This is a genomic window from Amycolatopsis benzoatilytica AK 16/65, assembly GCF_000383915.1.
Taxonomy (GTDB): Bacteria; Actinomycetota; Actinomycetes; order Mycobacteriales; family Pseudonocardiaceae; genus Amycolatopsis; species Amycolatopsis benzoatilytica.
In genome coordinates, this window is record NZ_KB912942.1 from 1,494,324 (window position 1) to 1,507,384 (window position 13,061).

Here is a 13,061-nt window from a genome sequence, read left to right on the forward strand (position 1 = left end):
AGGAGGCTGGCGGTGCCGACGGGAACCTGGGAGCGGCTGCCGGAGCAGCGCCGCGCGGCGGTGCTGGCGGCCGCCGAGGCGGAGTTCGCGGCGCGCGGCTTCAGCGGCGGCAGCCTCAACACGATCTGCCGGGCGGCAGGGGTGTCGAAGGGCAGCCTCTTCCAGTACTTCGCCGACAAGGCCGACATGTACGTCCATCTGGCCGAACTGGCCAGTCTCCGGATTCGCGCCGCGATGGAGGCGGAGATCGCCCGGCTGGACTGGGCGGCGGACTTCGCCGGCGCGCTGAACGAACTGCTCGACGCATGGGTCCGCTACTTCTACGACCATCCGCAGGAACGCGCGATCACCGCGGCGGCGAACCTGGAACCCGACCCGACCGCGCGGACTCCGGTCCGGGCGGCGGTGAACTGCCACTACCTGGCGGTGCTGCGTCCGCTGGTCGAGGATGCGGTCGCGCGGGGGCAGTTGCGGGCGGACACCGACGTCGAGACGGTGTTGTCGTTGCTGCTGCTGGTGTTGCCGCACCTGGCGCTGGCCCCGCATGTGGCGGGGCTGGACCCGGTGTTCGGTCTGGTGGCGGGGGATTCGGCGCACGCGGTGGCGGTCGCGCGCCGGTTGACCGGCGCGATGCTGGCGCCGTTCCTGGCCGGGTGAGTGCCGGGATGGCTCGGCCCCGCTCGGCTCAGCCCGGAACCCGGGCCGCCCGCAGATACGCCGCCAGCCGGATCCGCAATCCGCGCAGATCGCGCAGCGCCAGCGGCAAGTGGTATGCCGGACGATATCCGGCCGTCGGCTCCGGCTCCCCGCACGGACCGGCGAAATACACGAACCCCTCGTCGTGGTCCCGGCGGGCGACCGACCACGGCTGCTCCTGCCAGGAGCGTCCGCCGCGGTGGCTGGCGGTCCAGTAGCTCGGCGCTTTCATCGTTTCGGCGACCGCCGCGGCGAGGCCCGCGGTGTCCGCGTCGCTGACGCCCAGCCCGCGCCCCGGCCACAGCCGGGGCAGGACGCGGTCGGCGGTCGGGTCCTCGAGCCAGGGCGCGCAGGCGAAGATGGCGCGGAAGCCGTCGACGGAGACGGACCAGCGCTGCATTGCCGCGGTCGGCGGGATTTCGTACATGAGGCCACCCAGCCGGCTGTGAGAAAAAATGAACGTTCCGAAAAGCATAGGTGACCGCCGGCCGGACCGGGAGGGCGCGGTCCGGTATTCACCGCCCCGCGCCGAGCGTCTCGGAAATCCGGTCGGCGACCGTGCGGGCGAACCTCCCGGCCGCCGGCAGCCGTCCGCCCAGCCGCGATTTCGGCGCGGAGACGTTGACGGCCGCGACGAGGTCGCCGCGGAAGCCGTACACCGGAGCGGACACGCCGACCAGTCCCGGCTCGAACTCCTCGTCGACTGTTTCGTAACCGCGCCGCCGGATCCGTGCCAGTTTCGCGGTCAGCCGCTCGAGGGTGAGCGGAGCGACCGGGGCGGCCGGACCGGGGAGGTCCGGCAGCGGCGGAGCGGAAGCGGGAGGGAACGTCCGCCACCATTGCCCGACGGTTTCGGCGTCCCATTCGCTCAGCAGCACGCGTCCGGGTGAAGTGGTGAACGGGTCGACTCCGACGCCTTCCCAGCCGAGCCCTCGAAAAGCGTGCGAGGCGAGCTCGCTGCGGACGGTGAATACCTGTCCGGCGCGCAGCACGCATAAATGCGTCGTTTCGTTGAGCCGCGCCACGATCGTGCGCAGGAATGGCGCGGCGAGCTGCGCGAGATGCGTTTCGGTGGCGTGCGTGGCGAGGGCGAACAGCCGCCAGCCCGGCCGGTAGGCGCGGGTGTGCTCGTCGCGGTCCACCAGCCCGGCGTCGGCCAGCGTGGCCAGCGCGCGCGACACTTGCGCCTTGTCGCGCCCGGACAGTTCGGCGATCCGGGACACGCCGAGCCCGCCGCGGGCTTCCGGCCGGGCGAGGACTTCGAGCAAGTCGACGTCGCGGACCAAGCCCGAACCGTAGGTGCGCTGGTTCGTCACGGTGCCTCCCCGGAGCTTGTTGAGGACTGTGCAACAACAATTGGGCGGGAGTCAATGCGTGGCTACCGTTCAGGGAGTGAAGATCGCCGACATCCAGCTGCTGGCCGGGACGCTGCCGCTCGATCCGCCGTTCGAGGCCGCGTGGGACCCGGTGCCGCGCACCCGGTTCGACGCGACCGTGGTCAAGGTCGTCACCGACGAGGGCGTGGTCGGCTACGGCTCCGGCGACACGATGGCCGGGTTCGAGCAGTACGCGGACCTGTTCCTGGGCCAGGACCCGATGGCGATCACCCGGCACGTGCGCGCGCTGGAGACGATCTCGTTCCACGCCGGGCGGTACTGGCCGCTGGAGATCGCGTTGTGGGACGTGCTCGGGAAGGTCCTCGGAGTCCCGGTGGCGACGTTGTTCGGCGGCGCGGCCGACGCGGTCCCGGCTTATGCGTCGACCGGTCGGCTCCTGCCTGCCGCGCAGCGCGCGGAGACGATGATCGCGGCCCGCGAACGCGGCTTCCGCGCGGCCAAGATCCGGCTGCCCGCGGACGATTTCGCCGGCGGGATCACGACCATGAGCGCGGTCCGCGACGCGGTCGGCCCGGAGATGGCGCTGATGGTCGACCTGAACCAGGCGTGGCGGATGCCCGGCGACGTGCGCCGCTCGCTCGACCCGGCCGCGGCGCGGCGGTTCGCGGCCGCGCTCGCCGAACTGGACGTGTTCTGGCTGGAGGAACCGCTGCCGCTGGACGACCGGGCGGGCCTGCGCTCGGTGCGCGAGGCGACCGGCGTCCGGGTCGCCGGCGGGGAAATGGTCCGAACGTTCCGGGAGCTGCTGGACCTGGTCGAATCCGACGCACTGGACGTTTACCAGCCGGATGTCGCGTTGGCCGGCGGCATGTCGCGTGCCCGCACGCTCGCCGAGCTGGTGCTGGCCCGCAACCGGCTCTTCACGCCGCACACCTGGTCGAACGGGCTCGGCCTGCTCGCGAACCTGCACGTCACCGCCGGCGTCGGCGGGGGACCGTATCTGGAGTTTCCCTACGACCCGCCGTCCTGGACGCCGCGGCGGCGGGACTTCCTGCTCGCCACGCCGCTGGACATCGACGCGGACGGCCTGCTGCACGTGCCGTCCGCGCCCGGGTTGGGGATTGACGTCGACGAGGAGCGGTTCGGGAGGAAGCCATGACTGATCCGGTACCGGCGGTCGAGATCGGCCCGTATCCGGTGGCCACCTTCGCCGCCGGTGCGCTCGCCCGGCTGCCCGGCGTGGTCCGCGCGACCGGGGCGCGGGCAGTCGCGGTGGTGACCGATCGCGGTCTGGCCGCCACCCCGCTGCCCGAGCGGGCCGTGCGGTTGCTGCGCGAGGACGGCCTGCGGGTCGCGGTCTTCTCCGATGTCCACCCGAATCCGACTACCGACGACGTCGATGCGGGCGGCCGGTTCGTTCGCGAACGGGCCGCCGAAGCGGTGGTCTCTCTCGGCGGCGGGTCCGCTTTGGACGCCGCGAAGGCCATCGCGCTCGCCGTGACCAACGATCGTCGGGCGACCGAACTGAGCTGGAGCAGCGAATCCTCGGCGGGCCTGGTGCCGGCGTTGCCGATCGCGGCGATCCCGACCACCTCGGGCACCGGGTCGGAATGCAACGACCTCGGCGTCCTCACCGACCCCGCGCGGCAGCGGAAGTGCTACCTGGGCGGCCCGACTTGCCTTGCCCGGCAAGCACTTCTCGATCCGGAGCTCACCCTGGGCCTGCCTCCCCGCGCCACCGCGGCAGCGGGCATCGACTGCCTGACGCACGCCGTCGAGTCGTTCTTGTCCGCCCGGCCGAATCCCTGGGCGGACGGCCTGGACCTGCAGGCAGTCCGGCTGGTCGCGGCGAATCTGCGGCGCGCGGTCTCGGCCGGCTCCGACCTGGCCGCGCGTGCGAACCTGATGATCGCCGCGCATACCGCGGGGCTGGCGATGCGGACGACCGGACTCGGTGTCGTGCACGGGGTCGGTCACGCGCTGGGCGGGCGGTTCGACCTGCCGCACGGCCAAGCCCTGGCGCTGGTGCTCGGCGAATGTCTCCGATTCAACCGCGAAGTGCGCGAAGGGCGGCTGGCCCGGCTGGCCGAACCGCTCGGCGTCGCGGACGCCCGGAAATCCGCCGGGCACAACGCGGACGCGGCGATCGCCGCGGTGGAAAGCCTGGTCGCGGATGTGGAACTGGCCGGGCGGCTGGGCGAATTCGGGATCGGCGCGGAAGATCTGCCGGATCTGGTGTCGGACACACTGGCGGACGGAGTGCTGGCGAACACGCCGCGCCCGCTGTCGGCGGACGAAGTGGACGGGATCCTGCGCGCGGTCTTGTGAGCGGACGACCGGCGAGCCTGCTCGCCGTCGCAGGCTCCGCGGCGAAATCGCGGACGGAAGAACGGCAAAGCTGTGGGCCGCCTCCGGAAGGAGAGACGGCCCACAGCTGGTCCGGAATCAGCGCGAGGCGGTCAGCGCGGCGGTGGCCGGCGGCATCAGCTTCGGGTATTCCTTCTGGAACCGGTCGATCATCGTCGCCGACGGGACGATCCGGTTCGGGTTGTTCTGCTTCACGGCCTGGTTCTCGCCCCAGGCGCCGGCGGCCTTGCGCTGGTCCGGGGTGCCGTGGCTGTGGAAGCAGTCGCCGATGGACGCGTCGAGGTAGGTGACTTCCTGCTGGGTGCGGGCATTCCAAGCCTCGCCCTTGGCGTGCGCGACGAAGTATCCGCCGTAGGCGTCCGGGCCCATCTCGCCGGACTCGTTGTTCGGGTAGTTCTTGTGCGCGAAGTCGACCTGGTGGCCGTACTCGTGCCCGACGACCGCCTCCACCGAGACGTCGTCGTAGCCGAGGTGGTTGACCACGTCGAGCAGGCCGTCGCCGAGCATGACGCGCTTGCCGCCGAGGCTGTCGGCCGGCGCGGAGAACGCGTTGAGCGTCAGCAGCGGGTTGCGGCCGCCCTGCATGGCCGGGACCTCGTAGAGCACCTTGGTCGCGAGCGCGCCGGCTTCCTGCGCGCGCTTCGGGTCCAGGCCCAGCTTGAAGGTCTGGACCATCTTGTCCTGGCTGCCGAGGTCGGTGCCCTTCCAGGCGACCAGCTGGATGTTCCAGCTCTCGATGTCCCAGAACCCGCGCAGCTTGTCGATGGTGGCCGAGGCGCGCCCGCTGTACTGCCCGTCGGTGCCGAAGACCTGCGGGCTCTTGTCGGTCGCGACGCCCTGGGTGTAGAGCTGGCTGATTGCGCCGAGCGCGCTGAGCGCCTTCGAATCGGTCGGGCTGAGCTGCGAGGCTAGCTGGTTCGCGTAGGTCAGCAGCGAACCCTCGGTGCAGCCCGGGATCGGGCCGGCGTGCGCCTTCATCTGGCCGGGTCGCGGGATCGGCGACTGGAACAGCGGGTCGACGCCGTGCAGCGCGTTCGGCGGAAGTCCGTTGTAGAGGTCTTCGACGTCCTGGTAGAGCTGCGCGATGTCCTGCTCGACCGAAGTCGGCGCGGCGGCCTTCGCGGGCGCGGCGAGCGCAGGGGCGGCCGTCGCGACCGTCAGCGCCGCCAGGGTGCCTGCCGCCGCGAGCGTTCTGGCGAGCACTCGGGTCCGTTTACGCATGCGATTCCCCTCATCCGGTTCAAGATCACGAAGTACTCGCCACACTAAGACGATCTTCGGCGGGCGAACCGGGCCGGAAAGAAGTCCCCCGGGATGGCTCACGTCTTTCGAAGGGTTCTCGCTGTGCGGAGATCGGCCGAAAGTACTAAGGAAAACCGGCCGATCGGCTGGTGCGGCATTCCCGGTCTAGCGCACCCGGAACCGCATCCGGCAGACCACCGCGTCGGTGCCGCTGCGCAGCGCTCGCGCCAGGACCGCGCCGCGGCGGTTCTGCAGGATGCGTTGCCACCAGCGCTCGGGCTCGACCTCGGCGATCAGCACGAACAGGTGGCACCTGCCGTGCCGGCGGAGGTGCTCGACGATCGGCTCGCCGAGGCGGCGGTGCTCGTCGTACAACTGGACCAGCGGGACGTCCGGGCGCCACTGCTCCCACGAGGCCACGAACTCCCGCGTCGCGCGTTCCTCGTCGGGGTGGCTGACGTGCACGGCTTCGACGTGGTCGCCCAGCGAGAGCGCGGCGGCGAGCGCGTCGCGGGTCAGCCTGGACACCGTGTGGACCGGGACCACCACCAGCGACCGGTCCGGGCGCGGCGGAGGCGGGGTGCGGCCGAGCTCGAGCCGGTCGCCGATGCGGCGGTAACTGCGGTGCACCCACTCCATCGCCAGCACGAGCACCGGCAGCGCGATGACGATCAACCAACCTCCCTCGCTGAATTTGGTTGCGGTGACTACGATCGCGGCGAATCCGGTGAGCAGCGCGCCGAACCCGTTGAGTGCGGCCTTGCCGTGCCAGCCGCGCGGGCGGGCGGCGAACCAGCGCCGGACCATTCCGATCTGCGACAGCGTGAAGCCGACGAACACGCCGATCGCGAACAGAGGTACCAAGGCGTTCATGTCGCCGTCCGAAAGGACCAGCAGCACCGCCGCCGCGATCGCGAGGAAGCCGACGCCGTAGCGGTAGACCTGGCGTTCGGCCCGCAGCGCGAAGACGTGCGGCAGATTGTTGTGCTTCGCGAGCAGTTGGGCGAGCACGGGCAGGCCGCCGAAGGAGGTGTTGGCAGCGAGCGCCAGCAGGACCACGGTGGAGAACTGGACGAGGTAGTAGCCGAAACCGTTCCCGAGCGAGGCGGCGGTCACCTGCGACAGGACCGTCACGCCTTCGACCGGGTGGATCGAGAACTTGCCGATCAGGACGGCGATGCCGAGCAGCATCACCGCGAGCAGGCCGCCGAGCGCGACCTCGGCTCGCTGCGCGCGGCGCACGCGCGGTAAGCGGAAGGACGGGACGGCGTTGGCGATCGCCTCGACCCCGGTCAACGCCGCACAGCCATTGGCGAAAGCCTTGAGCAGCAACAAGAGTCCGACCGTCTGCAGGCTGGGCAGGGGGCCGCCGGTGACCGCTGCGGCCGGCGCGGCGCGAAACAGCCCTGCCACGATGACGGTCAGGATCGAGCCGACAAACACCGCGGTCGGCACGATGAACGCCCGGGCGCTTTCGGCGATGCCCCGCAGGTTGACGCCGGTGATCAGGGCGAGGACGCCGAGGCAGAGCCACCGCCGGCCGGGGAGCAGCCCGGGAAAAGCGGACGTCAGCGCCGCCACCCCGGCCGCGACGGAGACCGCGACGTTCAGCACGTAGTCGACGATCAGCGAGGCCGCCGCGACCAGCGACGCCCGGCGTCCGAGATGGGTGCGGCTCACGCCGTACGCCCCGCCGCCGTCCGGGAACGCGGCGATGACCTGCCGGTAGGAGAGGGTCAGCACGGCGAGCAGGACGGCGATCGCGAGGGTGACCGGCACCGTGAAGCCGAGCCCGGCGCCGCCCGCGACGGCCAGGACGAGCACGATCGCTTCGGGGCCGTAGGCGACCGACGCCATCGCGTCGAGCGACAGCGCGGCGAGCCCGCCGAGGACGGACAGCCGGTGCCGGTCGGAGGCGGGCGTTTCCGGGCGGGAGAGGGTTGCGGTCACCGGATCAGCGTGCGGCCGGGACCGGGTCCGGCGGCCGGGCGTTGACGGTTTCCTGACAGTGATCCGGCGGAAACCGGCCAGGTCCTTTGTGGACTTCCCGGTGACGGGGAAGGAGGCGGGTCAGCGCGGCGACGGGCGGCAGCCGGGCCGGCGCGGGTCGGTCCCGGGGCCGGGCAGGGGAGTCCGGCGGGGCGGCGGGTGCAGTGCTTCCTGGCGGGTGAGGTGCCCGCAGAGCGCGACCGCGGCCAGGACGAATCCGAGCAGCGCGAGCGGCAGGAAAGCGGGCCGGGCGACCCCGAAGCCGACGAGGGAGGCGGCTGCCGCGGTGAGGGTCCAGCAGGCGGCCGGCCAGGTCCGACGGAGCGGCCAGGCGGATTGGCCGAAGGCGCGGCGCACCCAGCGCGCGTCGGTGAAGCGGAGGTCCCGTTCGATCGACCGCAGGGCATGGGCGGTGTCCGGCGTCTGGCGAGTGCGCATGACGGGCTCCCTTCGGCCCTTCGGTGAGGGGCGTACCCGGTCTGCGCCGCCTCAAACCCGCGGTTCGGCGGGAGCCCGAACCGGATCAAGTCCGTGAGGGGCCCTTTGGGGGAATCTGATTCCCTCAAGGGGCCCCTCACGGAGGTCAGAGGCCGAGGACGGGTGCCGCGGTGGTCCGGTCAGCCGATGCCGAGGACGGACTCCGCATTGGTCCAGTTGGTCAGCATGGCGTGCTGCGCGTCGGCGAGGGTCGCGTTGCCCGCGCAGACCGCCTTCTTCACCGCGTTCTCGACCGAGTCCTTGCTGTAGGAGTTCTGGTTCCCGCTGTGCGGTTCCGGCCAGAGGTTCTTCGGGTCGCGCGGCGCGCCGCCCAGTTCGAGCGGGAGGAAGTGGTCTTCCTCGTAATCGCTCATGTTCGTGTCGGAGTATCCGTAGTCGGCGATGCCCTGCTGCTTGAGCTGGTTCGTGTAGGTCACCGGCGGCCGGATGGTCTTGGTCCAGCCCGGGGTGCAGATGGTCGAGCCGATGGTGTCCTGGGTGACGTCCGGGTTGGTCGCGCCGGGCGTGCAGGCCGGGTCCGGCAGCGGCAGGTAGGACTGCGAACAGGAGGCAGCGGCAGTCTGCGGAACAGCGGCGTGCGCGACGGCGGCGTGCGCGGCCGGGACAGCGAGGAACAGCGAACCGGCGAGCACGGCCGCGGGCGCGGCGAAACGGACGGTTTTGGACATGGAGATCTCCCTTCTGGGCGCGGTGGCGACAGCCTCCGCCGAAGCGGCGGAATCGCACTACCTACCTTCGAAGGAATGCGTGAAGAATTTACCGAATGCTCAGCTGGCATGGCGACAAACCACCCAATGTGCCCTTAATTCGCCCGCCGGGCAGGGGATTTCCGGTTTGCCGTGAACAGGAGCCGATGATCCGAAATAACCGAAATTCGGCGCATTATACGTAGATAAGGATATTATCGATTAATACGGATTAGCCGGGTGTTCAGGCTTATTCGGGCAGCGGGTGATGGCCGGTCCGGCGGCGGATCGGGCCGGGCTGGCCGGGCCGTGATCCCGCCGGGTGCGGGAGCGGGAAATGATCGGCAGCGCTCCGGGAATGCCTCCGTAGTGTGCCGCGCTTTTTCACGCCGGCCGGGAAACGCTGGAGCGAATCCGCGGAGGCACCGTCCGTTGCGCCGTTAGGTGGAATGTGTTGACCGCGGGTATCGGAGGCGAGATCGGGTGCGACCTTGTCCGTGGACGCCGCCCGATGCGGGCGGAATGGATCTTTCGGGCGGAATTTCCCGATGGACGGGGACGACGGGTGAGTGATCGGGAACCGCCGCGGTCGGATGCCGGGCGCGGCGAGGGAGCGGAAAGCGGCCCGGCCGGGCCGCCCGGCGAAACCGCGCCGGGCGAGCCGGGGCACGGGTTCGACATTCCGATCGGGATGCCGGTGCCGGCCGAGGAAATGGAGCGGCTGAAGGCGGAAGCCGAGCGGCATCGCGATCGGGGGGAGGACGCCGACGCGCCGGCACCGGCCGGCGACGCGGCCGAGGAAGAAGAAGGTGATCACCGTGGTGGATCCGGTAGTTGAGGTGGTCGAAGGGCAGGAAGGACAGGCGACCGGCGGCGCGTCGCGGGCGATGGCGGACCTGACGGTCGACGAACTGCTGGCCGCACCGCCGTCGCCGGTCCGGTCTCCGGAGTTCGCGGAGCGGTTCCCGGTGCCGATGGAAGAGTACGAGCAGATGAAGATCGGCGTGCGCGAGCACAGCCCGGAGGCGCTCGCGGCCGAAGAGGAGGCCGAGGCGCAGGCCGACGAGGAGGCGCCGGCTGTACCGTCCGAGGAGAACCCGCCGGAGGACGAAATCGTCGAGGGCCTGGCACCGGCCGCGTCGGCGAGCTTCGAAGGGATCTCGCAGACCGCGTTCCGGCCGCCGGACTGCACGGTCGCGGTCGGCCCGGCGCAGGTGATGGCCGCCGTCAACGTGGATCTGGTCGGCTACGACAAGAGCGGCCTGCAGACGTTCCGCTGGGCGAACTTCACCGCGATGTTCAACCCGGTGCTGCCGGCCGGCGCACAGCTCTTCGACCCGAAACTGGCGTATGACCACTACGCCGGCCGGTGGATCGTGTGCATCGCCGGGCGGCGCGCGAATCCGCAAGGATCGTGGATCCTGCTCGGCGTCTCGCAGACCGGCGACCCGGCCGGCCCGTACTGGATCTGGAGCACCGACGCGACGCAGAACGGCTCGACCGCCACCGGGAACTGGTCGGACTACCCGATGCTCGGATTCGACACGCAGGCGATCTACGTGTCGACCAACCAGTTCGCCTTCGGCGGCGGCTTCGCGCACGCGAAACTGCGGATCTTCAACAAGGCGGAGCTCTACAGCGGCGGTGTCGGCGGGGGCCACACCATCCGCTGGTGGGACTTCTGGGGCATGAAGAATCCGGACCAGAGTGCGGCGTTCTCGATCCAGCCGTGCACGCATTTCCAGGGAGCGGGCGGCAATCCGCGGGCGTACCTGGTGAATTCCCTGTTCCCGTCGGGTTCGAGCCTCACCCTCTGGACGCTCTCGAATCCGCTGGCACTCTGGTCGGGCGGCACGCCGACGCTGACCTCGACGTCGGTCGCCTGCCGCAGCTACCGCCTGCCGCCCGGCGCGGTGCAGAAGGACGGCGGGACCACGCGGATCGCGACGAACGACACCCGGCTGCTCAACGCGGTCTTCCAGTCCGCGGGGCGCACGCAGCGGCTGTGGACGACGCATACGTCCGCGTACAGCTGGCGGGGCGACACGGAGGCGCGATCGGTCGTGCAGTGGTACGAGATCGACGTGCCCAGCCACGCAATCGCCCAGCAAGGCGCGTTCGGCGCGTCGGGCAGGCACTATTTCTTCCCGGTGATCCAGACCGACGTTTCCCGCAATACGCATGTCGTCTTCGGCCGCTCCGCCGCCGACGAGTACGGACAGTTCCGCCAGACCGGCCGGCTCGTGACCGATCCGCCGAACACCTTGCAGGGCAGTGCTTTGGTGGAGGCCGGGCAGAGCGCCTACACCGGCGGCCGGTGGGGCGACTACTTCGGCATCGCCCGGGACCCGTCCGACTCGCGGACGGTGTGGAGCTACGGCGAATACGCCGGCGCGGGCAACACCTGGCGGACGCGCGTAAACGCGGCGAAGTACTGAGCAGGATGGAGGTCGCAAGCTATGAACACTGTGCGGGCACGAAAACTCCGGAGCTCCGTCGAAGCGGCGCTGGCCGCGCTCAGCGCGGTCGTGCTGGTGCTGACGCTCGCCGTTCCGGACTGGATCGAGCGCACCGTCGGCGTCTCCCCGGATGCGGGCAGCGGGGAAACGGAATGGCTCTTCACCACGGTCGCTTGCGTGGCGACGGCGTTGTTCGCCGGACTGGCCACGTGGGAATGGCGCCGGTTGCGCGCCGGTTGAAGGGGCGGCGGAGCGATCACTCCTCGTAGGTGATCGCGTGGCGAACCGCCACCGGATTGATCCTGGCCGGGTCCAGTGCGCCGTTCGTGCGCACCTCGGGCCCGGCCTCGATCAGATCCTCCAGGTAATGCTCCCACCCGCCGGGGGACGTCTCGCCGCGCGGCTCGCTGCCCAGCACTCGTCGGCGGCCCGTGACGACGTGGATGACGGCGGGGATCAGGCCCCGGCGATCTCCTCCAGCGGTACCGACGCGTCGGCGAGCCGGCCCGGGTCCACCTGTGCCCGGGAACGGATGAGCGCCTTGATCGGGTCGGTTACGTCCCATACGTTGACGTTCATCCCGGCCAGCACCCGGTTCTCCTTGAGCCAGAAGGCGATGAACTCGCGTCCGGGCACGTCGCCGCGGAAGACGACGCGGTCGTGGCCGTCGATGGCGCCGAGGTACTCCATCCCCAGGTCGTACTGGTCGGTGAAGAAGTACGGCAGCTCGTCGTACGTCTCGTCCTTGCCGAGCATCCCGGCCGCCGCCACGGCGGGCTGGTTCAGCGCGTTCGCCCAGTGTTCGACGCGGACTCGCCGTTCGAGGAACGGGTGGTAGGCGTTCGCGACGTCGCCGGCCGCGAAAATGTCCGGGTCGCTGGTGCGCAGGCTCGCGTCCGCCAGCACGCCGTTGTCCACCTCCAGGCCGCACGCCTCGGCGAGTTCGACGTTCGGCGTCGCGCCGATGCCGGCCAGCACCGCGTCCACTTCGAGAACGGTGCCGTCGCCGAGACGGATTCGCTTGCCCTGGCCGCCGTTGGTGATGTGCTCGACCTTGGCGTTGAGCCGCAGGTCGACGCCGTGTGCGCGGTGCAGGTCCGCGAACACCGGAGCTACTTCCGGGCCGAGCGCGTTCACCAGCGGCAGGTCGAGCGCTTCGATGACGGTCACTTCCACCCCCGCCTGCCGCGCGGCGGCGGTGACTTCCAGTCCGATCCACCCGCCGCCGATGACGGCCAGCCGGGAGGCGGCGGGGAAGAGCTGCTTGAGCCGGTCGGAGTCCTCGATCCGGCGCAGGTAGTGGATTCCCGCCGCGTCCGGCAGCGTGCGCGGGCTGGCACCCGTGGCCAGCAGCAGCTTGTCGTAGCCGACAGCGGTCCCGTCGTCCAGGGTGACCTCGTGCTTGTCCCGGTCGATGGCGGTGGCCCGCACGCCCTGGCGCAGCTCGACCCGGTGCTCGGCGTACCAGGCGGCGTCGTGCACCTGGAAGCTCTCGGCCTCGGCGTTGCCCGCCAGATAGTCCTTGGACAGCGGCGGCCGCTCATAAGGCAGCTGCCGCTCGTCCCCGATCAGAATGATCTGCCCGTCGAAGCCCCTGTCGCGCAACGCTTCTGCCGCTTTGGCTCCAGCCAGTCCGGCACCGATGATCACATGGGTCGACGAGGTCACGGGCGAACTCCTTCGGTACGGGGACGACGAGGCAGGTATATCACTAGCAAAGTTTGGTCTTATTCGACGGGCCGGTCAAGATGCCCTGATCAGAGGTACCCAAACGATGCTGCGCCTAC

General features: G+C 70.5%; 15 protein-coding genes. 7 read left to right on the forward strand and 8 right to left on the reverse strand.

Translation table 11 applies throughout. The annotated features are described in order from the left end of the window. Positions 1-12: 12 nt before the first annotated feature. A complete protein-coding gene (locus AMYBE_RS0107135) occupies positions 13-657 on the forward strand; it encodes a TetR/AcrR family transcriptional regulator (protein ID WP_020658668.1) in 645 nt (214 codons plus the stop codon). A gap of 28 nt (positions 658-685) precedes the next feature. Here the strand turns inward: AMYBE_RS0107135 and AMYBE_RS0107140 are convergent, their stop codons facing one another. Beyond that, positions 686-1,123 carry a hypothetical protein gene (locus tag AMYBE_RS0107140; protein WP_034287997.1) on the reverse strand — a complete coding sequence of 146 codons (438 nt, stop codon included), beginning with the start codon at positions 1,121-1,123 and terminating at the stop codon, positions 686-688. Between the two features lie 88 nt (positions 1,124-1,211). Beyond that, positions 1,212-2,012: an IclR family transcriptional regulator gene (locus AMYBE_RS0107145; RefSeq protein ID WP_020658670.1), complete on the reverse strand. Its 801-nt coding sequence runs from the start codon at positions 2,010-2,012 to the stop codon at positions 1,212-1,214. 76 nt (positions 2,013-2,088) lie between these two features. On the opposite strand from AMYBE_RS0107145, the gene AMYBE_RS0107150 reads away from it, so the two are divergent. Both AMYBE_RS0107150 and AMYBE_RS0107155 read left to right on the forward strand, forming a co-directional pair. After that, positions 2,089-3,192 carry a mandelate racemase/muconate lactonizing enzyme family protein gene (locus AMYBE_RS0107150; protein WP_020658671.1) on the forward strand — a complete coding sequence of 368 codons (1,104 nt, stop codon included), beginning with the start codon at positions 2,089-2,091 and terminating at the stop codon, positions 3,190-3,192. Further along, the gene (locus AMYBE_RS0107155; protein ID WP_020658672.1) at positions 3,189-4,361 is read left to right on the forward strand and encodes an iron-containing alcohol dehydrogenase family protein; all 1,173 of its coding nucleotides are present in this window, start codon (positions 3,189-3,191) and stop codon (positions 4,359-4,361) included. Before AMYBE_RS0107150 ends, AMYBE_RS0107155 begins: the two co-directional genes overlap by 4 nt. Positions 4,362-4,478: 117 nt before the next feature. On the opposite strand, the gene AMYBE_RS0107160 is transcribed toward AMYBE_RS0107155, so the two are convergent. The 4 genes from AMYBE_RS0107160 to AMYBE_RS0107175 form a co-directional block, all read right to left on the reverse strand. Further along, positions 4,479-5,621 (reverse strand): hypothetical protein, encoded by a 1,143-nt coding sequence (locus AMYBE_RS0107160; protein ID WP_027927447.1) that lies wholly within the window; start codon positions 5,619-5,621, stop codon positions 4,479-4,481. Positions 5,622-5,807: 186 nt separating this feature from the next. Beyond that, a complete protein-coding gene (locus AMYBE_RS0107165; RefSeq protein WP_020658674.1) occupies positions 5,808-7,592 on the reverse strand; it encodes an APC family permease in 1,785 nt (594 codons plus the stop codon). 120 nt (positions 7,593-7,712) lie between these two features. Next, on the reverse strand, positions 7,713-8,069 hold the full coding sequence (locus AMYBE_RS0107170) for a DUF3040 domain-containing protein (protein ID WP_020658675.1): 357 nt from the start codon (positions 8,067-8,069) through the stop codon (positions 7,713-7,715). Positions 8,070-8,248: 179 nt separating this feature from the next. Next, entirely contained in the window at positions 8,249-8,797 is a 549-nt protein-coding gene (locus tag AMYBE_RS0107175; protein WP_020658676.1) for a hypothetical protein, read from the reverse strand. Between AMYBE_RS0107175 and AMYBE_RS44655 the strand changes: the two genes are divergently transcribed. From AMYBE_RS44655 to AMYBE_RS0107190, 4 genes are all read left to right on the forward strand, one after another. Next, positions 8,796-8,972, forward strand: a complete 177-nt coding sequence (locus AMYBE_RS44655) for a hypothetical protein (RefSeq protein ID WP_154676137.1) — start codon at positions 8,796-8,798, stop codon at positions 8,970-8,972. The two genes, AMYBE_RS0107175 and AMYBE_RS44655, sit on opposite strands and share 2 nt — an antisense overlap. Before the next feature lie 408 nt (positions 8,973-9,380). Then, positions 9,381-9,653: a hypothetical protein gene (locus AMYBE_RS0107180; RefSeq protein ID WP_020658677.1), complete on the forward strand. Its 273-nt coding sequence runs from the start codon at positions 9,381-9,383 to the stop codon at positions 9,651-9,653. After that, positions 9,625-11,253, forward strand: a complete 1,629-nt coding sequence (locus AMYBE_RS0107185; protein ID WP_020658678.1) for a hypothetical protein — start codon at positions 9,625-9,627, stop codon at positions 11,251-11,253. Before AMYBE_RS0107180 ends, AMYBE_RS0107185 begins: the two co-directional genes overlap by 29 nt. 21 nt (positions 11,254-11,274) lie before the next feature. Beyond that, on the forward strand, positions 11,275-11,514 hold the full coding sequence (locus tag AMYBE_RS0107190) for a hypothetical protein (protein WP_020658679.1): 240 nt from the start codon (positions 11,275-11,277) through the stop codon (positions 11,512-11,514). A gap of 16 nt (positions 11,515-11,530) precedes the next feature. On the opposite strand, the gene AMYBE_RS43810 is transcribed toward AMYBE_RS0107190, so the two are convergent. Both AMYBE_RS43810 and AMYBE_RS0107200 read right to left on the reverse strand, forming a co-directional pair. Further along, positions 11,531-11,692 (reverse strand): hypothetical protein, encoded by a 162-nt coding sequence (locus AMYBE_RS43810; protein ID WP_020658680.1) that lies wholly within the window; start codon positions 11,690-11,692, stop codon positions 11,531-11,533. Positions 11,693-11,730: 38 nt separating this feature from the next. Further along, positions 11,731-12,942 (reverse strand): NAD(P)/FAD-dependent oxidoreductase, encoded by a 1,212-nt coding sequence (locus AMYBE_RS0107200; protein WP_020658681.1) that lies wholly within the window; start codon positions 12,940-12,942, stop codon positions 11,731-11,733. Positions 12,943-13,061: the final 119 nt, after the last annotated feature.